Below are 21544 nucleotides of genomic sequence, written 5' to 3' on the forward strand. Positions count from 1 at the left end.
GGGGTCGCAGCACGGCCCCGGCCCGCTGTCTCCCCGTGGCACGAGCGGCACGTTGGTCCAATAGGTCTGGACTGACGTGCCGCTCGTTCAGAGTGTGCGTTGAGCCGGGGCCCAGCCTGCCGTGACGCACCGCAGCACGTCCTCGAAGCGGGTCTCGGCGCCTGGCGGGAGCAGGCCTCGCAGCTGCAGCGACACCCACCCGTGGACGGTCGCCCAGAGCGCGAGCGCTGCGGTGGACGGGTCGATGTCGGGCCGCAACGCGTCGTCCTTGATGGCCCGCTCCACGAACTCGCGCAACGGAGCGAGTGCGGCGTCGCTCGCGAGACCGGGAGTGTCCCGGTCGAACACCACCTCGAAGAGGTGTGGCTGCTCGAGCGCTCCACGCCGGTAGGCCAGCGCCAGCCGGACCAGGTCGTCGAGGCTGTCGCCGCCCGGGGTCACGGCGAGGTGGGCGCGGAACTGCTGCAGCGCCTCGTCGAACAGTGCCCTCAGCAGGCCTGCCTTCCCGCCGAACAGCGAATAGACGGCGGTGGTGGACGTGCCGCACTCGGCGGCGAGAGAACGAAGACGGAGCGCGGGCACGCCGTCGGCGCAGACCCGCTCCAGCGCGCAGTCGAGAAGCCGGTTCCGCAGCGCCTCGTCGTGGACCTTGGGCCGGGCCATCGGCGCAGGCTAGTACGAACCGCTCGGACGGCGTCAGGCATCCAGTAGCTGGAGGACTTCCGCGCGCAGGGCGTCGAGCCGGGCCTGCGCCGCGGACGTCGCGGCGTCCAGCCCCGGACCACCCGCCACGGGCTCGACGACCTCCAGGTACGCCTTCAGCTTCGGTTCCGTGCCGGAGGGGCGGACCACCAGGCGCTCGCCCGGGCGCCGGAGGACGAGGACGTCGGGTGCGGGTCGTTCGGCCGTCCAGCCGGCGGGCGGGGCCGTCCGCAGCCGCTCGAGCATGGCGTGGCGGCCCGCCGGGTCCAGGCGCACCGACAGCCCTTCCGTGCGGTGCACCCCGTGGGCGACGGCGAGCTCGTCGAGCCGGTCGGGGAGGCTCAGCCCCGCGGCCTTCAGCCCTGCCGCCAGGTCGCAGGCGAGCACGGCGGCCGCGATGCCGTCCTTGTCTCGCACGGCGCCCGGGTCGACGCAGTAGCCGAGGGCCTCTTCGTAGCCGTAGACGAGCCCCGGGCCGCCGCGGACGATCCACTTGAAGCCGGTGAGCGTCTCGGCGTAGCGCGCCCCGTGCGCCGCGGCGACGGATCGGAGCATCGAGGACGAGACGACGGTGGTGGCCACCAGCGGATCGCGGTAGGGAACTCCGCGGGCGGCGCCGGAGCGCAGCAGGTGATCGCCGAGCAGCACGCCGGTCTCGTCACCGGTGAGCATTCGCCACCCGTCCGCGGCGGGCACCGCGAGCGCGCACCGGTCGGCGTCCGGGTCGAGCGCGATTGCGAGATCCGCGTCCACCTCGGCCGCCAGCGCGAGCACCGCGTCCAGTGCCCCCGGCTCCTCCGGGTTGGGGAAGGCGACGGTCGGGAAGTCCGGGTCCGGCACGGCCTGTGCGGCCACGACGTGCACGTCCGTGAACCCCGCCCGGTGCAGTGCGTGCACCGCCGTGGCCCCGCCGACCCCGTGCAGCGGGGTGAGTGCCACCCGCAGCTGCCGGGCGGTGCCGCGCGGGAGCCGTCCGACGCGGTCGAGGTAGGCCTCGCTGACGTCCACGGTGGACACGGCGCCTGCGGCACCGGTCGGCACGGCGACCGCCGGCGGTGAGGCCGCGATCGCCGCCTCGATCTCGGTGTCCGCGGGTGGCGCGATCTGCGCGCCGTCGGCCAGATAGACCTTGTAGCCGTTGTCCGCCGGCGGGTTGTGCGACGCGGTGATCTGCACCCCCGCCACGCCGCCGAGCTCGCGGACCGCGAAGGCCAGCAGTGGCGTGGGCAGCGGCCCGGGCAGGGCGAGCACCGGGAAGCCTGCACCCGCCAGCACCTCGGCGGCGGCGGCCGCGAAGGCCTCCGATCCGTGCCGCGCGTCGCGGCCGACCACCACCGGCCCCCGCTCGCCCCTGCCGGCCAGCCAGGCGGCGAGCCCGGCGGTGGCCCGCCGGACCACGGCCACGTTCATCCCCGCGGGCCCGGCCCGCACCGGTCCGCGTAGCCCGGCGGTGCCGAAGCGCAGCATCCCGGACATCCGGTCGCTGAGGTCCTCCACCGCCCCGGGGGTGCCCACCATCGCCGCGGCCAGCACCCGCTGCAGCTCCGTGCGGGTCTGCGGGTCGGGGTCGTCGGCGATCCAGCGGGTGGCGGCGTCACGCAGGTCGGGCCGCAGTGTCACGAGCGGGCGATCAAGTCGCGCAACAGCTTGCCCATCCGGCCGGCCGACGCCACACCCGCGGCGAGCACCTCGTGGTGGTCGAGCGGCTCGCCGGTCATCCCGGCGGCCAGGTTGGTGACCAGCGACAGCCCGAACACCTCGACGCCCTCGGCGCGAGCCGCGATCGCCTCCAGCACGGTGGACATCCCGACGAGGTCGGCGCCCAGCGCGCGGAGCATCCGGATCTCTGCCGGGGTCTCGAAGTGCGGTCCCGGCAGACCGGCGTAGACACCCTCGGACAGCGAGGGGTCGATCTCCCGGGCCAGCGCGCGCAGCCGCGGGGAGTACAGGTCGGTGAGGTCGGTGAAGCGCGGGCCGACCAGCGACGAGCGTGCGGTCAGGTTGAGGTGGTCGGAGATCAGCACGGGGTCGCCGACCCGCATGCCCTCCCGGATCCCACCCGCGGCGTTGGTGAGCAGCACCGCGCGGCAGCCCGCGGCCGCGGCCGTGCGCACGCCGTGCGCCACCGCCTCGACGCCGTGGCCCTCGTAGAGATGGGTGCGACCGAGCAGCACGAGCGCGCGGCGCTCGCCGACCGGCACCGAGCGGATCGTCCCGCCGTGACCCGCGACGACAGGGGGGACGAAACCGGGAAGGTCGGCCATCGCGACCTCGTGGGAAGGTTCGCCGATCAGGTCGGCGGCGGGTCGCCAGCCCGAGCCGAGCACGACGGCGACGTCGTGGGCGTCCACTCCGGTGGCTGCGGTGATGGCTGCGGCCGCGGCTGCGGCGGGTGGCGCGGAGACCTCGACGCTCATGAATGCGAGCCTAACGATCCGGGACGTCCGCCGCGGTCAGGTGCTGGTGAGCATGAAACCGTCGGCGATCCGCTCGAAAAGGTTGGCCGACGTGTTTCCGGCCGCGACGCGGGGGACCGTCAGCGTGACGGTCCACACGCCTTTGGGAGCGGGCACGATACGGCGCCACGACGTGCGTTCGGCGGACTCGTAGCGCAGTTGCACGGCCTCGGGCGAGGCGTTCGTGGGGACCATCAGCGAACCCAGCACCGTGCCCGCCACGGCCTGCGCCTTCTCCTTGGACTCGGCCTGCGCCACCGCGAGCCCCTCGGTGCCGTCCGTGCTGATGAAGTTGACCGTCGGCAAACCCTCGAGCGGCTCGTTCCGGTACTCGGTCCAGTCCTGCGGCACCGGGAGCGTGAAGCCGAGACCGTCGTTGTGCTGACGCAGCGAGGTGCCGGCCGATGTGACGTTGACCGTGGTGAGCGGGGACTGCCCGGCCAGGAGCCGCGTGATCGTCCAGCCGCCGAAAGCGCCGGCCAGGACGACCGCGGCGCCCGCCACCACCATCCCCGCCGCGGCCCATCCCGTGAGCGGTTCGGCGGTGGCCGCGTGCCGTCGCGGAGCCGAACCGGCGATCGGCCGTGGCTGGGTGGGTGGCCTGGTACGCATCTGCGGCAGCGGGCCGGGCGAGGCGGCGAGCGGTGCGGGGTCGGCGACCGGACGCCCACCTGTCGGTGCGGGCGGCAGGGGCGCGGGGCGGGGGGCGCTGCTCGCCGCCCGCGCCGCGCTCGGAACGAGGATCCCGGCGCCGATCGTCGGAGCGTCCGGCGAACCGGGGTAGAGGGGGTCGTCGGGGTCGTCGATGAGCGGGCGCAGCCGGTGGCGGACCTCCTCGAGCGGCATCCGCCCGTCGGGGTCCTTCACCATCAGCGCCATGATGACGTCCGCCACAGGGCTCGACGACCGCGGCCGCGGGACCTCGCCGTCCACCACTTCGGTGATCGTGGACACCGGGTCGCCGTTGACGTCGTAGGGCGGACGGCCCTCGATCGCGGCGAAGAGCGTGGCGCCGAGCCCCCACAGGTCCGCGGCCGGCGTGACCGGCTGGCCCGCCGCGACCTCGGGCGCGATGTATGCGGGAGAGCCGAGGACGAGCCCGACGCTGGTCATGGGGGCGTCGGCGACGTTGCGGGCGATGCCGAAGTCGGTGAGCTTGACGCGGCCGTCGTCGGCCACGAGGACGTTGCCGGGCTTGACGTCCCGGTGCGTGATCCCGCTCCGGTGCGCCGCCCGCAGCCCGCCCGCTGTGGCGAAGCCCACCACGGCGCTCTGCTGCAGCGTGAGCGTGCCCTGCTCACTGATCATCGTGGCGAGGTTGCGCGACGGTACGAGCTCCAGGACGACCACCGGTGCCCCGTCGACCTCGACGACGTCGAACACGGTGATGATGTTCGGGTGCGACAGACCACCGAGGGCCCGCGCCTCGCGCATGATGCGCTCCCGAGCCTCTGCCGCCTCGTGATCGGGCACCCCGGGAGGGACTTTCAGCTCCTTGACCGCCACCCGGCGCTGTAGCACCTCGTCGTAGCCTGCCCACACCGTGCCCATTGCGCCGCTGCCGAGAAGATCGGCGAGCCGGTAACGGCCACCGATCCGGCGCACGTGCTGGTCCCCCGGGCTGTCCTGCGACACCCGTGCATTCTCCCTGGACGCACGCGGAGGCCGCTGCCGCCCCCCGCGTGCACAGCGCCGTCCACCGATCGCGTCCAGCACAACCGGTGTGGGTGGCGCGAGAGCCCTGTGGGGGAATCGCCGCCACACGGTGTTTCGGTCAGGCCCGCAACGACCAGCGACGAGCGGCGCCTACCCCCGTTTGTCTCAGTGCCACGCGACCGTTCGTCACTGCCTGCGTGCCCGCCCGCAGCAGATCCGCAACACCTCGGCGCGTATTTCAGGCATACATGCGATTCCGGTTGGTACACCGCCGTCCGGGTGAGCACCATGGCCAGATGCACTGCAGAGCAGCCTCGATGCGCGCGTCACTGACGACGCGCGCTGCGACCGGTCGCCGGAGGACCACCGCGCGCGGTGGTGTGCGGTGACCTTGCTGGAGGCACACACCGACCTCGTGCCACCGGCGGAGCTGGCCGTGATTGACCTAGGCGCGGGCAGCGGCCCGCCATGGCTGGAGTCCTGGCTCAAGGCCCATCGCACCGACGTCGTCGCGTGGCGACGTGCCCTGCACTCCGTACCGGAGCTCGGACGCGCCGAACACCGCACCACCGAGTTGGTGGCGCGGCGGCTCATGGCGGCCGGGCTCGAGCCCCGCACCCTCCCCGGCGGCACCGGCCTCGTCTGTGACATCGGCTTCGGCGACCGTTGCGTCGCGCTGCGCGCCGATCTGGACGCGCTGCCCCTCCAGGAGGACACCGGTCTGCCCTTCGCCTCCACCGTCGACGGCGTGATGCACGCCTGCGGCCACGACGCCCACACCGCCATGCTGCTCGGGGCCGGGCTCGCCCTCGCCTCCGCGCCGTCGTTGCCCGGCCGTGTGCGGCTCCTCTTCCAGCCTGCCGAGGAGATCCAGCCCGGCGGTGCGATCGACATGGTGGCCGACGGCGTCATGGACGGCGTCGAGCGCATCTTCGCGCTGCACTGCGACCCCCGCCTGGAGGTCGGCAAGGTCGGCACGAGGGTCGGGCCGATCACGTCGGCCTGCGACGTCCTGGAGATCCGGCTCACCTCGCCGGGTGGCCACACCTCACGACCGCATCTGACCGCCGACCTGATCGAGGCACTCGGGCTCATCATCACGCAGCTGCCGCTGCTCCTCACCCGGCAGGTCGACCCGCGCTCGGGCACCGTGCTGGTCTGGGGGGCCGTACAGGCGGGGGAAGCGGCCAACGCGATCCCACAACAGGGTGTCCTTCGGGGCACCTTGCGCACTGCCGACCACAACACGTGGGGCGAGCTGGAGGTCAAGGTCCGCGCACTGGTCACAGCGCTGCTCGCGCCCACCGGCGCAGGCTATGTACTCGAGCACATCCGCGGCGTGCCGCCGGTGGTCAACGAAGCGGTGAGCGCAGGCATGCTCGCCTCGTCAGCGGTCACGGTGGGCGGTGTCGACGCCTCCACCAGCACCGAGCAGAGCAGCGGTGGCGAGGACTTCGCCTGGTACCTGGAGCACGCCCCCGGCGCCATGGCGCGGCTCGGGGTGTGGCCGGGCCACGGGCCGATGCGCGACATCCACCAGCCCACGTTCGACCTCGACGAGCGCGCCTTGCCCTTCGGGGTCCGGGTCCTCATCCAGTCCGCTCTGACCGCCCTCACCTCCTGACGCCCCGCGGGCGGCTCGCGGTCACCCCGCGAGTCGCCCGTTTCGGGTGTGCGAGTCGCGCAGGCCTGGCGCCCGAACGGCGTCAGACGGACTTGCCGCTAGGGCGGTTACGCAGCGCCGACACATAGTCGGCGGGCGCTCCGGCGTGCTCGGCGGCGTCGGCGATCACTCCGAGGTAGCGGGCGCTCGGCATGCCGCCCTCGTAGGCGTCGAGCACGTAGATCCACGCGAGAACGTCGCCGTCCAGCGTGTGCACGCGCAGCCGGAGCTTCTTGTGCAGCCCCAGCTCGCCGCCCTCCCATCGGTCGAGCTGCGCCGCGTCGAGCTCCGAGACGTCGTAGAGCACGACGAAGACCTGCGAGTCGGAGTCCTCGACCACAGTGGAGAGGGCGCCCTCCCACCCGTAGTCCTCGCCGCCGAAGGTCAACCGCCAGCCGAGGAGCCACCCGGTACCCGCCATCGGCGAGTGCGGGGCACGCTCCTTCATCTGGTCGGGATCCATGTTCGACCCGTAGGCGGCGTACAGGGGCACCGGCACAGAGTAGAGCGCCACGGCCCGCGTACGGTGCTGGGGGAACCGGACATCAGGAGGAGGCACGCCGCGGTGACGCGCATCGTGATCATGGGCGGGGGCCCGGCAGGGTACGAGGCCGCACTGGTGGCAGCCCAGCACGGCAGCGACGTCACCGTCGTCGAACGTGACGGCATGGGTGGGGCCTGTGTGCTCGACGACTGCGTCCCGTCCAAGACCTTGATCTCGTCGGCCGGTATCCGCGTCGACCTGCATCGTGCCCCTGACCTGGGCATTGTTGCCGACCCGAAGACCATCGGCGTCGACCTGCCCACAGTGAACGCCCGCGTCAAGCGCCTCGCGCTGGCCCAGTCTGCGGACGTTCGGGCGCGCGTGGAGCGCGAGGGTGTGCGGATCATCCGCGGCACGGGCGTGTTCACCGACGAGCCCTCCGCGCGGGCGCCCCACATCGTCGAGGCCCGGGGAGCCGACGGGAACACGGAAGTGCTTCCGGCCGACGTCGTGCTGATCGCCACAGGCGCCACACCGCGGGTGCTCCCCGACGCCGTCCCCGACGGGGAGCGCATCCTCACCTGGCGCCAGCTGTACGACCTCGAGTCGCTGCCCGATCACCTGGTCGTCATCGGCTCCGGTGTCACGGGCGCGGAGTTCGTCTCCGCGTACGTGGAGATGGGCACCCGGGTCACGCTCGTGTCCAGCCGCGACCGCGTGCTCCCCGGTGAGGACGCCGACGCCGCCGCCGTGCTGCAGGACGTGTTCGCCGAGCGGGGGGTCGAAATCCTCTCGCAGGCACGCGCCGACTCCGTGAAACGCGACGGAGACGGCGTCGTCGTGACGCTGGCCGACGGTCGCACGGTCACCGGCTCGCACGCCCTCATGACCGTCGGCTCGGTGCCCAACACCACGGACATCGGGCTGGAGAAGATCGGCGTCGAGACCGGCCGGGGCGGGTTCATCCCTGTCGACCGCGTCTCGCGCACGTCCGTGCCGGGCGTCTACGCGGCAGGCGACTGCACCGGGCTGCTGATGCTCGCGTCGGTGGCTGCGATGCAGGGCCGTATCGCGATGTGGCACGCCCTGGGCGAGGGCGTGGCGCCGATCAAGCTGAAGACGGTGGCCGCGGCCGTGTTCACGCGTCCGGAGATCGCGACCGTCGGGATCAGCCAGCGTGCGATCGACGCCGGCGAGGTGCCCGCGCGCACGATCATGATGCCGCTCTCGACCAACCCCCGGGCGAAGATGCAGGGACTGCGCCGCGGGTTCGTCAAGCTGTTCTGCCGTCCCGCCACCGGAGTGGTGGTGGGTGGTGTCGTCGTGGCGCCGGTCGCGAGCGAGCTGATCCTGCCGATCGCGATGGCCGTGCAGAACAATCTGACGGTTGCGGACCTCGCCCACACGTTCTCGGTCTACCCGTCGCTGTCGGGCTCGATCACCGAGGCGGGCCGGCAGCTGATGCGCCACGGCGACCTGGACTGAACCGCCGTCACCCCGCGGTCGCCGGCCTGCGTTGAACGCCGGCCACCAGGCGGAGCCAGACGGCCCGTAGCAGGGTGCTGGGCCGGCCCAGCGAGCTCGGGTGCGCGAGCATCGTGGTGACCAGGCTCATCCGCCGGTTCATCTCGGGGTCGGTCGCCGACATCGCGAGAACCGTGTCGCCGAGCTTGGAGATGAGCTTGTATCCACGCGGGTAGGGGCCGTCCACATGGGGCAACGCGAGGTCGGCGATGGTCGAGACCTGCCAGGCCGCGTCGACGATCACCCGCACCTTCTCGAAGTACTCCCGCGCAGGCTCGTCGAGCCGCGGCGCCCCGCTCAGGTAGGCCGAGAGACACGACGCGTGGAGTGCGGCAGAGGTCATGCCCTGCCCGTAGACGGGGTTGAACGAGGCCACCGCGTCGCCGATCGCCACGAGCCCCGCAGGGAAGCGGGTCAGCTCGTGGAACTCCCGGCGCCTGCTGTCGGCCTGGTGATAGGTGATGACGTCGCCGAGCATCTCGGCCTGCTCGGCGATATCCCCGAAGACGGACGGGAAATCCCGTCGGCAGCGGGCGGCGAAGTCGGCGGGATCGCGGCTCGGGCGGTCGTCCGCGTAGCCCGAGATCAACATGATCCAGCGGTCGTTCTCGACGGAGTTGATCCCGGCGATCCGGGCGACCCGGTCCTCGGCGGGGCGGGTCTGTGACACGACGACGCTGATGTCGCTGATCCGTTCGTCACGGCGGAACATCGCCGTGGCGTAGTTCAACTTGATCGGCATCCGCTGCATCGGAGGCCGGTCCCAGCCGTTCTCCTCCAGCCAGTCGCTGAGGCGGCTCGACCGGCCCATTGCGTCGACGACCAGGTCCGCCGTCTGCGTGACCGAGGCGGCGTCGGCGCTCTCGTCCGTCGGCAGGTACCGCACGCCCGTGGCCCTGTCTCCGGTGAAGATCACGCCCTCGGCGCGCCCGTGGACGATCCGGATGTTCTCGATCGCCGTGATGCGGCGCCGGACCATGGCTTCGAGGAACGGCCTGGTCGTCACCAGCGCGACGCCCGAGCCCTCGATCTGCGGTGGGGGTGGCTGCAGTGCGCCGTTGATGTACAACCGGGTGCCGGACGCCTCTGGCACCACGGCGCCTGCCGCGATCACCTCCTCGGCGAAGCCGGGGAACCACCGTTCGAGCTGGACCTGGCCCGCCGGCAGGAGCGCGTGCACCTGGCTGCCCTGCGGCACTCCTGGCCGGGGCTCGTACCCGGTGTCGGCCGCGTCACGCTCGATGACGACGACCTCGTCGGCATGGTCGCTGAGCACGCGCGCGGCCAGGAGCCCCGCCATGCTGGCGCCGAGCACGACCGCGCGACCCATGATCGGTCTCGGGTCGGTCGGGCGCCGGGACGTGCTGAGCTCCGCGAAGACGCGGGATGCGGACGGCACAGAAGACTCCTGCAGCTCCCCGCCGAGGGTGGGGAGTCCGGCGCGGGGGGAAGAGATGGTCGGGACAGACCATGGTCATCTTCTGGACCACTCGCGTCAAGATCACCCTGCGGTGTTCGTCCCTGGTGCGACGGCGGGAGCGCCTGCGGCTTGTGGCGCCAGGCCGAGCGGGCGGGCGAGGCTGGCGAGGTTGACCGACCAGCCGACCCCGAAGACCTGCGGCACTAGCAGCGCCGGGTTGTCCGGGTTCCACAGGGAGGCCTGCATCCGAGCCATGGTGGGCGGGCGCAGGTCGTAGGGCACGCCGACGACGTTCCCGTGCCAGGTCCGCTCACCTGCGGGTTTGCGCAGCTCGGTGAGCACTGCCGCGCCCACGAGCGCCACGCCGGTCGCAGCCAGGAACTGATCCAACCCGATGGCCATGCAAGGACGCTACGCCGGATACCCCGGGGACGGGCTCCGGGCGATCCCCGATGTCGGTGCCCTGCCAGGAGCGCACGCTCGAGACATGACCACTCCGTCTGTCATCTCCCGCGTGCCGGTCGGCGCCGTCCTTCTCGCCGGGGTCGGCGCGCAACTCGTGGACGATGCCGCGTTCCTCGTCCTCCCGCCGGTCGCGGTGCTCGCGCCGCTGAGCGGGCTGATCGCGATCATCCTCACTGCCGTGGGGGCCCGGATCGTCACGCGGGGCCGCACCGGCGCGACGGTGGCCCGCACGGGGCTCGCCGTCGGCGCGGCGTCGGCGGTGATCGGGCTGCTCGTCGGCGGGTTCGGCCTGGTGGCGATCCTGCTGGCCGGCATCACGGTCGTGGCAGGCGTCGCGGGCGCGGTGGTGGGCCGCGGCCTGACGCCGAAGGACCTCAGCTGATCGACGCCGCACCTGCAACGGCCGAGCGCTGACCGCGGGCCGGAACGGGTGGCTTGTGTCAGGGAGCAAGGAGCTCTGACATTCGGTGGGCCAGGCGGCGGGCGTCGGTGGGGGCGATCGTGGTCCACTCGACGCCGTCCTCGCCCGTGGAGCGGGTGAGGAGGTAGCGCCCGCGCGGCGCGTCGAGGATCGCGAGGACTCCGCCCGAGCGGCGGAGCACGCCCCAGCGGTCGGCGACCAGCGCGACGATCTGCGCCCCGGCCGTGATGCCGCTGAGCATGCGGGCGAGGAGACCGGCCTCGGTGGGCGGGACATCCGCGCCGAGGAGCGGTGCCCGTAGCCCGGTGGCGGATGCGGCGGCCGTGGCCGAGGTGAGCAGGGCGGACGGAACCGTGCTCGCCCGGCCCGGCCCTGGTGCGGAGTGGGGGAGCGCGCGGAGCAGTGCGGCCGGGAGCGAGCCGTGGGCCTCGAGAGTGACGGTGGCGTCCTGCCGCACGGCCAGCACACACGTGCCCGCGGCACCCGCGGACACGGCCCTGACGCGGCGCTTCCACAGGCCGCGCAGCTCCAACTGGCCGGTCGGACGGGCGAGCAGGTGCAGCAGCCGCGCGAGCTCCGGATCGGGTCCGGTGGGCCCGGCGAGCCCACGGCTGCGCAGCGCCTGCCACCCCGATTCCTGGAGATCGCGCCGTTCGGTGTGCGTGCGGCCGGGTGAGTCGAGGCGCAGCACGACGGGTGTGGGCCCCAGCCCCAGCCGTTCCCACAGCACGTCGAACTCGACGGCGGTGAGCACGTGCCGCGGGGTGTCGGGCTGGAGGGCCGGCTCGGCCACGGTGTCCTCCCCTGTGCGAGATGTTCTGCGCGAGATGTCGGGGCGACGGTAGGCCGGGGTGAGCGTTCGCCAGGCCCGTTCCCGGGATCTGCTGTGCGATCGCGAACGACCCCCGGAACGCCGACGGCCGGTGCGGCTGCAGTCCGCACCGCCCGTCGCTGGTGGCGATCTCGTGTCAGCTCGTCTTCGCCAGCACCGTCTCCGGCATCCGGCACCCGGCGAGCGGGCAGTGGGTGGAGCAGTCGATGCGGGCGTGGAGATCCGCATCGGTGACGGTCCTGGCGAAGGGCCAGTGGCCGGCGAAGCGTTGCAGATACCAGTACAGGAACAGGTAGTCCGGATCTGCGGTGTCGGCGACGAACACCGGCCGCCCCGGCAGATCGTCGATCCACTGGGCGAAGGCGGTCATCGCGAGGGCTGGTGGACGGCTCGCCCGGCGGGTGGAGAGCCAGTCCTCCGCCCGTCGCCTCCAGGTCTGGAGGGCGACCGGGTGCAGGGTGGCACCGGGCAGTTCACGCACGTTGGTGGTGAACACCGTGGTCGGAATCCCGTCGAGCGTGTGCGCGACGGAGATGAGGGTGAGTAGGGAATGGGGGCCGGGAATCGGCCCGTCGGTGTGGATGTGGCTGGTCACGAACATCTCGGGGGGCATACGGATCCTGGTCGCCGGTCGGGATGGGGGCGTGTTCGCGGCGCGGCCTGAGCCTGCGTGGCGAACGGATCCGCGGCGCGGCACTTCCGCGTGGCGGAGTCACCGGGCCCCGTGGTGGTCACGGGTTTGCGTCACTGCTTTCCGCTATGCACTTGTCCAGCACGGTGCGGGGTCGCTGTGGAATCGCCTGGCTCGACGACGGTAGGACGCTCTGTCGTTGATCGTCAACTGTCCGTCGCCGACCGCGCCGTGATGAGGACGTCCTGGCGTCGCCCGTCGGAAACCCACGCGGAGTGCTGCCTCGCCGTCGGCCGGAAGCCGCATTTGATCGCCACCCGTGCCGATGCCGCGTTGCCCTCGGCCACGGCGTAGGTGACCTGCTGTAGCCCCAGTCCGGCGAACGCGAACCGCAGCACGGCCGACAGCGCGGTGGTGATCATGCCGCGCCCACGCGCTGCAGGGAGTGCCCAGCAGGTCGCCTCGGCCGTGCCCGCGGCCAGGTCGAGGGCTGCCAGCTCGATCTCGCCGAGCATCTCCCCGGTGGTCGGCTCGCAGACGGCCCACGTGTAGCCCTCGTCGTGCTTCCAGCGCTGTGCACACAGACGCACGTAGTCGCCTGCGGCGTCCTGGGTGGCCGGAGGCCGTTCGCGCCAGCGGCGGATCTCCGGATCGCGGCAGGACGCCAGAACGGCCGGCCGGTCGTCGACGCGGTCGTCGGCCCGCAGGGCGCGCAGGTACCAGGAGCCGGCGTTGATCTCGACAGGGTCCATGCGTGGAGCGGTCAGTCCTTGATCTCGCAGATGACGGTGCCCTGGGACACCGAGCTGCCGGCCTCGGCGGCGAGGCCGGTGATGGTGCCGTCCTTGTGCGCGAGCACCGGGTTCTCCATCTTCATCGCCTCCAGCACGACGACCAGGTCGCCGGCCGAGACGGTGTCGCCGTCGGACACCGCGACCTTGATGATCGTGCCCTGCATGGGTGCCGTCACCGCGTCGCCGGACGCCTTCGCGCCACCCCGGCCGCCGCCGCGCTTGCGGGGCGCCGCCTTGGCCGTGGCGCCCCCGCCTCCACCGATGGCGAGATCACCGGGCAGCGAGACCTCCAGCCGTCGTCCGCCGACCTCGACGACGACGGTCTGCCGCGGTCCCGCGTCCTCCTCGGCGCCCTCGCCGCCCTCGAAGGGCGCGACGGTGTTGTCCCACTCCGTCTCGATCCACCGCGTGTGGACGGTGAAGCCCTCCTCCGTGGCCGCGAACGCCGGGTCGTCCACGACGAGCCGGTGAAAGGGCAGCACGGTCGCCATGCCCTCGACCTGGAACTCGGCGAGCGCGCGGCGCGAGCGCTCGAGCGCCTGGGCCCGGTCCGAGCCCGTGACGATGAGCTTGGCCAGCAGCGAGTCGAACTGACCACCGATCACCGAGCCCGACTCGACCCCGGCGTCCACCCGCACCCCGGGCCCGGCGGGCAGGGAGATCGACGTCACCGTGCCCGGTGCGGGCAGGAAGTTGCGACCGGCGTCCTCACCGTTGATCCGGAACTCGATGGAGTGCCCGCGCGGCTGCGGGTCCTCGAGCAGGTTGAGGACCTCGCCCTCGGCGATGCGGAACTGCTCCCGCACGAGGTCGAGCCCGCTCGTCTCCTCCGAGACGGGGTGCTCCACCTGGAGCCGCGTGTTGACCTCGAGGAACGAGATCAACCCGTCCTGCCCGACGAGGAACTCCACGGTGCCGGCCCCGTGGTAGCCGGCCTCCTTGCAGATGGCCTTGGCCGCCTCGTGGATCGTGCTGCGCTGCTCGTCGGTGAGGAACGGGGCGGGCGCCTCCTCCACGAGCTTCTGGAACCGGCGCTGCAACGAGCAGTCACGCGTGCCGACCACGATCACGTTGCCGTGGGTGTCGGCCAGCACCTGGGCCTCGACGTGGCGCGGTTTGTCCAGGTAGCGCTCGACGAAGCACTCGCCCCGGCCGAACGCCGCAACGGCTTCGCGGACCGCCGACTCGTAGAGCTCGGCGATGTCCTTCTTCTCCCGCGCCACCTTCATGCCGCGGCCACCGCCGCCGAACGCGGCCTTGATCGCGACGGGGAGCCCGTACTCCTCCGCGAAGGCCTCGACCTCCTCGGCGCCGCTCACCGGCTCGTCGGTGCCTGGCACGAGCGGTGCGCCCGCCCGCGTGGCGATGTGCCGGGCGGTGACCTTGTCGCCCAGGTCGCGGATGGCCTGCGGTGTGGGGCCGATCCACGTGAGCCCCGCGTCGATGACGGCCTGCGTGAAGTCGGCGTTCTCGCTGAGGAAGCCGTAACCCGGGTGGACGGAGTCGGCGCCGGAGCGCTTCGCCACGTCGAGCAGCTTGTCGAACACGAGGTACGAGTCGGCAGCGGTGGTGCCGCCGAGGGCGAACGCCTCATCGGCCAGCCGTACGAAGGGAGCGTCACGGTCGGGGTCGGCGTACACGGCAACGCTCGCAAGTCCGGCGTCCCGGCAGGCCCTGATGACGCGAACGGCGATCTCCCCACGGTTCGCGACGAGAACCTTGCTCAAGCGCGCCACGGTCTGCCTCCTCGTGGTGGTGCTGTACCGGGTGCCCGGCCCAGTTGTTACTGAGGAGTTTAGAGGTGGGGAGCGGGAGATCCGTGCGGCCGCTCCCGGCAATAGCGAGAGATCGCCCTCAACGTCGGGCGAGCAGCTTCGCGACGGACCGGCGGAAGCGGACGCCGCGGCGAGGCCGGGGGTCGCCCTGTCCGTCGTAGCGGAAGGCGGACTCACGTTCGGCCAGCTCGGCGGCGGCCCCGGCGGTCAGCTCGCCACGCCGATGCAGGGCCCGGGCCACGTCCCAGCCGTCGCGCAGCGCCCCGACCGGCTCGTGGCCGGCGCGGTGGGCGGCGAAGGCGCGCGGCCAGTCCGCACCGCAGGACGCAGCCAACAGCGGCCAGGCCTTCGCGGCCTCGCCTGCGCGTTTGCGCACCAGGGCCCGCCGGGCGGCGTCGAGGCGAGCGGCGTCGAAGCCGGGCGGGACGGCTCGGCCGGCGACGAGCGCCGCCACCAGTTCGGCCTGTCGCACGGCGAGGCCGGACCGCTCGGCCGCGCCACCTGGCTCGGGCGTCACCGCACCACCGCCAGGTGGCCGGCCGCCGCCGCGATCGCGTCGAGCTCGGCCTCCAGCTCTGCGGCGGACGGGTAGCGGCCGTCGCGCTCGAGCATGATCGGCGGGGCCGCGGCCGTCCGTTCGACGAGCAGTTCGACCAGGCCCAACACGGCTGAGGGCACCGGGTGGGTGTGGGTGTCGTGGTAGAGGCCGGGGTCGTCGGGATGCTCCGCGCCCCCGGCCACGTGGACGTAGGCGACGCGCTCCAGCGGGAACCGGTCGAGCACGGCTTCCGGGTCCTGCCCGCGGTTGACGGCGTTGGCATACACGTTGGCTACATCGAGCAGGAGCAACGCGCCGGTGCGCTCGAGCAGGGCGGTGAGGAAGTCGGGCTCGGTGTACTCGTCGTCGGGCCAGTCGAACAGCGCCGCGATCGGTTCGAGCGCGAGCGGGACGTCGAGCTCGGCCTGCGTGCGCCGGATGTTGCCGGCGAGCACGTCCAGCGCCTCGCGGGTGCGCGGCACCGGAAGCAGGTGGCCGACCTCACGGCCTCCCGCCCGGACGAACGCGACGTGCTCGCTCACCAGCGGGGCCTGCAGGGCGGCAGCGCACGCCGCGAGGTGCGCCACCCGGCGGTCGTCGACGGGCTCGGTGCTCCCGAGCGAGAGCCGCACTCCGTGCGGCACGACCGGGATCCCTCGCTCCCGCAGCTCCACCACCCCCCGGGGCGTGGCTGCGGGAGCGATGGACTCGGCGATGACCTCGCAGAAGGCCGGTGCGATGCGGCCGGCCACCCAGCCGGCGATCTCCGGTCGCCAGCCGATGCCGACCCCCGCGGGCAGCGGCGCCCCCGTCTCAGCCACCGCAGCCCCCGCCTCCGCCGCAGCCCCCGCCGCCACCTCCGCTGTCGCCACCGCCGCCTCCGCAGCTGACCCCGGCGCCTCCGTCGCCACCCGAGCCGCCCGCAGCCACTCGCTGGGCGGCGAGCTCGTCGGCGAAGGCGGGATCGGACGCCCACAGCGCGCCCATCCCGAAGATCCCGACGCCCAGTGCGGCGCCGACAGGTCCGTGGACCGACCAGTCGGGCTTCACCTCGGGCGAGAGCAGGTGGTGTTCGGTGCGCAACGTCGCGAGCATCCGGTCACCGCGGCGCGTGCGTCGTGGGGCCCGTGCGAACTGCACGACGGCCACGAGCGCGACGGCGATGAGCGCCGCGACGAGGAATCCCACGGGCTTGGCCTCGGCCACCCCGGCGAGCACGCGAACCAGACCGAGGACGGCGACCGCCAGCATCCACACCCCGACGCGCCGGATCCGGAGCCGCTGCTCCTCCGACAGCAGCAGACCGGCTCCGACCAGCCGCTGCTCGATCTCGGACAGGGCGGTCATCACGGGGCGGTGGAAAGGCAACCGGCTGCGGCGCACCGTCCCCCTGGCGGTGAAGTGGATGGCGCGCTCCAGGCCGTCGGTACCGGGATCGAGCCGGCCTGCGGACTGGACAGCGCCACGCGAGGACGTGATCGTGCCGCGCAGGTGCATCGAGCTCAGCGCCGAGAACACCGCGAGCTCGGCGCCACCGTTCAGGTACGCGACGTCGTGTGGATGTGCCGTGACGTCAGCGGTCGGACCGGTGGCCCGTGGGTCGGCCAGCATCCGGCGCGTCTGGGTGCCGGCGATCCACACCGCCACGGCCAGCACGAGATAGGCCAGCAGGAACGTCGGACCGCTGATGCCCCAGGTCTCCGCTGTCGCTTCGAGGGCCATCACACACCTCCTGAGCCGTCCTTATGAGACGACTCACAGTGTTGTCACCCTCACGTGGCGCTGGAAACCTTCTTGACCAGGACTTGAGGTTGCCTAGTCAGGCTGCGGCGGTGGCCATCCGCACCTGGTTCTTGATCCTGCTGAGCATCGCCGCCATCCCGCGCAGCCGCAGCGGGCTGACGGCCTGGGCGAGCCCCAGCTGTGTGTAGAAGTCGTCGGGTACCGCCAGCACGTCGGCAGCCGGTTCGCCGTCCAGCCCGGTGTGCATGATCGAGGCAAACCCGCGGGTGGTGGGCGCCTCGGGCGGGGCCGAGAAGAACAGGTGCACCGTGCGGTCGCCGCCGGGCTCGACCTCCACCGCCAGGAACAGCGGCGACTGGCACTCGTGCACCTGCTCCATCGTGTCGGCCGCGTCGGCGTAGCGCGGAGGGAGCTGCGGCAGCTCCTGGGACAGCTCCAGGAGCAGCTGCAGCCGATCCTTCGGACCGACTTCGGAGAAGTCCTCGACCAGCTCGGCGAGCTGCGGGGGGAGAGTCATACCGAGCCGCGCTCCGATCCCTGGACGATCGGCACGCGCACGGTGTTGCCCCACTCCGTCCAGCTGCCGTCGTAGTTGCGGACGTGTCCGAAGCCCAGCAGGTGCGTGAGGACGAACCACGTGTGGCTGGAGCGCTCGCCGATGCGGCAGTAGGCGATGACGTCGTCGTCGGCGGAGAGCCCCTGCTCCTGCAGGTAGATGGCTTCCAGGTCGCTGCGCGACTTGAAGGTGGCGTCCTCGGCGGCGGCGCGGGCCCACGGCACGCTCGCCGCCCCCGGGATGTGGCCGCCGCGCACGGCGCCTTCCTGCGGGTAGTCGGGCATGTGCAGCAGCTCGCCGGAGTACTCGCCCGGCGAACGGACGTCGACGAGCGGCCCGCCCAGGTGGGCGAGGACGTCGTCCTTGAAGGCGCGGATCGTGGCGTCGTCGCGCTCGATCACCGGGTACTCGACCTGGGCAGGCTTCGCGGCCTCGGTGGTCATCTCGCGGCCCTCGGCGACCCACTTGGCCCGCCCGCCGTCGAGGATGCGCACGTCGGGGTGGCCGAACAGCGAGAACACCCAGAGCGCGTAGGTGGCCCACCAGTTGTTCCGGTCGCCGTAGAAGACGACGGTGCTGTCGCGCGTGATGCCACGTTCACCGCAGAGCTCGGCGAACCGCTCGCCGTTCACGTAGTCGCGGGTGACGGGGTCGTTGAGTTCCGTGTGCCAGTCGACCTTGACCGCGCCGGGGATGTGCCCGGTGTCGTAGAGGAGAACGTCCTCGTCGGACTCGACGACGACGAGGCCCTCACTCCCGAGGTTCTGCGCGAGCCACTCGGTGGTGACCAGCCGCTCGGGGTGGGCATACTCGGCGAGCTTCGGGTCGGTGTCGTTGGGCAGAGCCATACATTCAGGCTAGTCCCGTCCGCGCCGTTGCTGTAACGGTGTTCACACGTCGAGCGCGTCGCGGAGGCCGAGACCCGCCCCGGTCGCGTACACGGACTCGAACGACTGCCGCCCAAGCGTGGTGACCAGCCCTTCCCTGAGGGTTGTCTGCTCGATCGCGTCGTCCGGATCCAGGATCTGTCCGGCTGCGCGAAGCGCGTGGTCGAGCGCAGCGAGAAGCCGGGTGGCCCGCAGATGGTCGCCGTCGGCGGCGGCCATCACCGCTGTGTCGAGTGCGACGTACGGCAGCATGTCGTCGATGTCCTGGTCCACCGTCCGCGTGAGGGCCGTGGTGAACAGTTCCCGGGCGCGATCGACGTGGCCCGCGTGCAGCTCGATGTATGCCAGGTTGTGGAGTTCCACCACCACCATCCGCCATTCGCCGAAAGTCTCGTTGAGCGAGATGCTCTCCTGGTAGAGCGTGCGGGCGAATGCGAGATTGCCCGAAATCCGCGCGCAGCCCGCCAAAATGTGGGTCGGAGAGAGTTCGAGTCGCTTTTCGCCCGTGCCGCGCGCGAGCGCTCGTGCCACCCGCCCCAACCGCTCGGCCTCGGGAACGTCGCCGTCGCGCACGGCCACCCTGGCCAGCATGCAGATCGCCTGCACCTCGGCCGCCACGTCGGAGGACTCGCGAGCACGCGCGAGCTCGCGCCGACTCAGCTGCTCCACGAGATCTGTCTCACCCCGCCGAAAAGCGGCAAGGGTTTCATCGTAATACCCCACGCTGCAACGTTATTCCTGAGCCCCGGCAGTTGTGGAGCCCTTGTGTTGTCGGCGTCAGGCCCGGGCCGGCGCTACAGCTCCGAAACGCTTGTCCACAGGTCTGTGACAGTCACCCCTACCGCACTCAGTAGGCGGCGGGTCAGCGGGAGGCTGATTCCTATGACGTTCGACGGGTCGCCCTCGATGCCCTCGACGAACCAGCCGCCCAGCCCGTCGAGTGTGAAGGCTCCGGCAACCGCGAGTGGTTCGCGAGTGGCCAGGTAGGCGTCGAGTTCGGCATCGGTCGGCTCGGCGAACCGGACGACCGTGACCGCGTGCCCTTCGGCGACGCGGTCGATCTCCCCGTCGGCCATCCGCAGCACGGTGTGGCCCGTGACCAGCTCTCCGGAGCGTCCCGCCATGGCCCGCCAGCGCCGCCTGGCCGTCTCGACGTCCGCGGGCTTGCCGACCAGTTCGGAGTTGACGTGCAGCATCGAGTCGCAGCCGATGACGACGGCGTCCGGGTGTGCGTCGGCGATCCGGCGGGCGACGGTGGTGGCCTTCGCGCCGGCGAGCGTGGTGACCTTCTCGCCCGGTGACGCGTGGGGCACGGTGGTGAGCAGCGCCTCCTCGTCGACGTCTGCCACCTCGACGATCGGGTTCAGCCCTGCGGCCCGCAGGACCGACAGCCGGGCGGGGGAGGCGGAAGCCAGTACGAGACGCACGACGTCCGACCCTATGCGTTCACTCCGCGACGATCTCGTGGCGGTAGGCGTGCCGCACGGCCTGGCCGGTCGTGCGGCACGGCCTCCGGTCAGTGGCCGTGGCCGCCGCTCGCGCCCCCGTGGTGTCCGCCACCCCAGCCGCCGTGGTGCCCTCCGTGCCAGCCGCCGTCATAGCCGGGGAGAACCCCGCTGTGGTCGGAACCGGAGAGGAGATCCGGGTTGTAGTAGGAGTTCTGCCGGCCCGCGGAGCGGCCGCGAGCGCTGTAGCGGCCCCGCATCGTTGCCACCCGGATCAGCACCATGAGTACCAGCACGGTCAGGCCGATGCCGACAATCGGATCCACGTCGATTCCCCCTTCTCGGCCGCGGACCCCCTGTCCGGACGGGCGTGCCCGTCGCCTGCGACCGATCACTCCAGTTTGCGACCGGTGATCACGAGGTGGCCACGAACGTGAGCGAGTCGTGGATCGGTCACCCGACCCGGTTCCGGCCGTTGAGGAAGGATGCGGGCGAACCCGTGATCGGGGTCAGCAGCTCCCGCCGCCCCCGTCACCGCCGCCCGAATCGCCACCGCTGCCTGAGTCGCCACCACCCCAGCCGCAGTCGCTGCCGCCGTCGGCGCCCGGCACGACGATGCCGGAGAAGTCACCGCTCGACCTGCGGCGCCCGCTCCGAGCTGCGACCTCCGGCCGGCGTGTGGCGGCCTTCGGGCCGGGCGGGCCGCCTGCGTGAGAACCCAGCACAACGCCGAGCGTGACCAGCGCCACGATCCCGATCACCACGACGACGACCATCGACTCGTTCATCGCTGCACCCCCTGTCGTCGGCCGAACGTCGGCCGTCTCCGGGCGAGTGTGTGCGTGCTCACGGAGCCCCGGCCAGGTTCTTGAGCAGGAATTAAGGCTGCGGCTGGGCGGAAGATCGGTAGAAGTCCTGATGTCCGTTCGCGCAGAACCCCCGACGCTCTACGGGTGACCACGCGACCGCTGCGCCATCGTCGACCCGGCCTGCTGACCACGACCTCCACGCTCGCGCTGGCCGTCGTGGCCACCACAGTCGTCGTGACGGTTCCCGGGAAGGCCGACCCCGGCGGACCGACCGTGCGGGACGACACCGCCGGCCTGGACTACGCGCTGCCTGCGGGCTGGGCCGCCCTGCCGGCGGAGGAGCGCCTGTTCGGCATCTCGTCCGGCGGCATGCTCGACGGGACCCAGCCGGGCACCGTGCTGATGATCGGCGTCGTCCCGCCGTCGTCCGACGCCGCGGGGCCGCCGCTGACCACCGCCGCGCGCCGGCTGGCGGGCGACCTCGGCGAGTTCTTCCTGCCGGTGCCCGGCAGGCGCGAGTACTACATCGACGAGGAGACCACGGTGGACGGCCGCCCGGCGTGGGTCGCCGGCTACCGCGTGATGCCTGCCGGTTCCGCGGAGGTCGGCGCCGACGTGCAGGTCACCGTCGTCGAGGACGGTACGCGCCGGCTGTTCGTGCTCGTCGTCATCGGTCCGCCGGACGCGGACCGGCTGGCGGCGGCGAACGAGTCGGTCTCCTCGATCCGCTTCCGGTGAGCGGG

The 21544-nt window shown here is 72.2% G+C and carries 24 protein-coding genes; 4 read left to right on the forward strand and 20 right to left on the reverse strand.

Annotation, left to right across the window (positions count from 1 at the left end; translation table 11 throughout):
• Window positions 1-87: 87 nt before the first annotated feature.
• Genes ABD743_RS33775 through ABD743_RS33790 form a run of 4 tightly spaced genes read right to left on the reverse strand, consistent with a single transcriptional unit; the run spans window position 88 to window position 4793 of the window.
• Window positions 88-663, reverse strand: coding sequence for a TetR/AcrR family transcriptional regulator (locus tag ABD743_RS33775; protein ID WP_344727087.1), 576 nt, complete (start codon window positions 661-663; stop codon window positions 88-90).
• A gap of 33 nt (window positions 664-696) precedes the next feature.
• On the reverse strand, window positions 697-2322 hold the full coding sequence (locus ABD743_RS33780; RefSeq protein ID WP_344727089.1) for a phospho-sugar mutase: 1626 nt from the start codon (window positions 2320-2322) through the stop codon (window positions 697-699).
• Window positions 2319-3119 carry a purine-nucleoside phosphorylase gene (locus tag ABD743_RS33785; RefSeq protein ID WP_344727091.1) on the reverse strand — a complete coding sequence of 267 codons (801 nt, stop codon included), beginning with the start codon at window positions 3117-3119 and terminating at the stop codon, window positions 2319-2321. The genes ABD743_RS33780 and ABD743_RS33785 overlap by 4 nt, the downstream gene beginning before the upstream one ends.
• A 36-nt stretch (window positions 3120-3155) precedes the next feature.
• On the reverse strand, window positions 3156-4793 hold the full coding sequence (locus tag ABD743_RS33790) for a serine/threonine-protein kinase (protein ID WP_344727092.1): 1638 nt from the start codon (window positions 4791-4793) through the stop codon (window positions 3156-3158).
• A gap of 406 nt (window positions 4794-5199) precedes the next feature.
• Here ABD743_RS33790 and ABD743_RS33795 point away from each other — a divergent pair, with 406 nt between their 5' ends.
• Window positions 5200-6438: an amidohydrolase gene (locus ABD743_RS33795; protein ID WP_344727093.1), complete on the forward strand. Its 1239-nt coding sequence runs from the start codon at window positions 5200-5202 to the stop codon at window positions 6436-6438.
• A gap of 82 nt (window positions 6439-6520) precedes the next feature.
• On the opposite strand, the gene ABD743_RS33800 is transcribed toward ABD743_RS33795, so the two are convergent.
• Window positions 6521-6970, reverse strand: coding sequence for a gamma-glutamylcyclotransferase (locus tag ABD743_RS33800; RefSeq protein WP_344727094.1), 450 nt, complete (start codon window positions 6968-6970; stop codon window positions 6521-6523).
• 72 nt (window positions 6971-7042) lie between these two features.
• On the opposite strand from ABD743_RS33800, the gene ABD743_RS33805 reads away from it, so the two are divergent.
• On the forward strand, window positions 7043-8446 hold the full coding sequence (locus ABD743_RS33805; protein WP_344727095.1) for an NAD(P)H-quinone dehydrogenase: 1404 nt from the start codon (window positions 7043-7045) through the stop codon (window positions 8444-8446).
• Between the two features lie 7 nt (window positions 8447-8453).
• Here ABD743_RS33805 and ABD743_RS33810 read toward each other — a convergent pair whose 3' ends face one another.
• Together ABD743_RS33810 and ABD743_RS33815 are read right to left on the reverse strand one after the other, a co-directional pair.
• Window positions 8454-9884 (reverse strand): FAD-dependent oxidoreductase, encoded by a 1431-nt coding sequence (locus ABD743_RS33810; RefSeq protein WP_344727096.1) that lies wholly within the window; start codon window positions 9882-9884, stop codon window positions 8454-8456.
• 102 nt (window positions 9885-9986) lie between these two features.
• Window positions 9987-10307, reverse strand: coding sequence for a DUF5808 domain-containing protein (locus tag ABD743_RS33815; protein WP_344727097.1), 321 nt, complete (start codon window positions 10305-10307; stop codon window positions 9987-9989).
• An 85-nt stretch (window positions 10308-10392) separates the two neighbouring features.
• Between ABD743_RS33815 and ABD743_RS33820 the strand changes: the two genes are divergently transcribed.
• Window positions 10393-10752 (forward strand): hypothetical protein, encoded by a 360-nt coding sequence (locus ABD743_RS33820; protein ID WP_344727098.1) that lies wholly within the window; start codon window positions 10393-10395, stop codon window positions 10750-10752.
• Window positions 10753-10810: 58 nt separating this feature from the next.
• On the opposite strand, the gene ABD743_RS33825 is transcribed toward ABD743_RS33820, so the two are convergent.
• From ABD743_RS33825 to ABD743_RS33885, 13 genes are all read right to left on the reverse strand, one after another.
• Window positions 10811-11584: an ESX secretion-associated protein EspG gene (locus ABD743_RS33825; RefSeq protein WP_344727099.1), complete on the reverse strand. Its 774-nt coding sequence runs from the start codon at window positions 11582-11584 to the stop codon at window positions 10811-10813.
• Window positions 11585-11759: 175 nt separating this feature from the next.
• A complete protein-coding gene (locus tag ABD743_RS33830) occupies window positions 11760-12236 on the reverse strand; it encodes a hypothetical protein (protein ID WP_344727100.1) in 477 nt (158 codons plus the stop codon).
• A 224-nt stretch (window positions 12237-12460) separates the two neighbouring features.
• Window positions 12461-13006, reverse strand: coding sequence for a GNAT family N-acetyltransferase (locus tag ABD743_RS33835; protein WP_344727101.1), 546 nt, complete (start codon window positions 13004-13006; stop codon window positions 12461-12463).
• 11 nt (window positions 13007-13017) lie between these two features.
• Window positions 13018-14775 (reverse strand): acetyl/propionyl/methylcrotonyl-CoA carboxylase subunit alpha, encoded by a 1758-nt coding sequence (locus tag ABD743_RS33840; protein ID WP_379659188.1) that lies wholly within the window; start codon window positions 14773-14775, stop codon window positions 13018-13020.
• Window positions 14776-14902: 127 nt separating this feature from the next.
• On the reverse strand, window positions 14903-15340 hold the full coding sequence (locus tag ABD743_RS33845) for an SCO6045 C-terminal-like domain-containing protein (protein WP_344727103.1): 438 nt from the start codon (window positions 15338-15340) through the stop codon (window positions 14903-14905).
• Window positions 15337-16161 (reverse strand): MbnB/TglH/ChrH family RiPP precursor modification enzyme, encoded by an 825-nt coding sequence (locus ABD743_RS33850; RefSeq protein WP_344727689.1) that lies wholly within the window; start codon window positions 16159-16161, stop codon window positions 15337-15339. The genes ABD743_RS33845 and ABD743_RS33850 overlap by 4 nt, the downstream gene beginning before the upstream one ends.
• 13 nt (window positions 16162-16174) lie before the next feature.
• The gene (locus ABD743_RS33855; protein ID WP_344727104.1) at window positions 16175-17083 is read right to left on the reverse strand and encodes a TIGR04222 domain-containing membrane protein; all 909 of its coding nucleotides are present in this window, start codon (window positions 17081-17083) and stop codon (window positions 16175-16177) included.
• A gap of 97 nt (window positions 17084-17180) precedes the next feature.
• A complete protein-coding gene (locus tag ABD743_RS33860; protein WP_344727105.1) occupies window positions 17181-17621 on the reverse strand; it encodes a SufE family protein in 441 nt (146 codons plus the stop codon).
• Window positions 17618-18508, reverse strand: a complete 891-nt coding sequence (locus ABD743_RS33865) for a sulfurtransferase (protein ID WP_344727106.1) — start codon at window positions 18506-18508, stop codon at window positions 17618-17620. Before ABD743_RS33865 ends, ABD743_RS33860 begins: the two co-directional genes overlap by 4 nt.
• Window positions 18509-18550: 42 nt before the next feature.
• A complete protein-coding gene (locus ABD743_RS33870) occupies window positions 18551-19165 on the reverse strand; it encodes a hypothetical protein (RefSeq protein WP_344727107.1) in 615 nt (204 codons plus the stop codon).
• Window positions 19166-19341: 176 nt separating this feature from the next.
• Window positions 19342-19974, reverse strand: coding sequence for a Maf family protein (locus ABD743_RS33875; RefSeq protein ID WP_344727108.1), 633 nt, complete (start codon window positions 19972-19974; stop codon window positions 19342-19344).
• Window positions 19975-20063: 89 nt separating this feature from the next.
• Entirely contained in the window at window positions 20064-20318 is a 255-nt protein-coding gene (locus ABD743_RS33880) for a hypothetical protein (protein ID WP_344727109.1), read from the reverse strand.
• Between the two features lie 183 nt (window positions 20319-20501).
• The gene (locus tag ABD743_RS33885) at window positions 20502-20780 is read right to left on the reverse strand and encodes a hypothetical protein (protein WP_344727110.1); all 279 of its coding nucleotides are present in this window, start codon (window positions 20778-20780) and stop codon (window positions 20502-20504) included.
• A 165-nt stretch (window positions 20781-20945) separates the two neighbouring features.
• Here ABD743_RS33885 and ABD743_RS33890 point away from each other — a divergent pair, with 165 nt between their 5' ends.
• Window positions 20946-21539: a hypothetical protein gene (locus ABD743_RS33890; protein ID WP_344727111.1), complete on the forward strand. Its 594-nt coding sequence runs from the start codon at window positions 20946-20948 to the stop codon at window positions 21537-21539.
• Window positions 21540-21544 lie beyond the last annotated feature (5 nt).

The sequence above is a fragment of the Pseudonocardia yunnanensis genome, from assembly GCF_039534065.1.
Taxonomy (GTDB): domain Bacteria; phylum Actinomycetota; class Actinomycetes; order Mycobacteriales; family Pseudonocardiaceae; genus Pseudonocardia; species Pseudonocardia yunnanensis.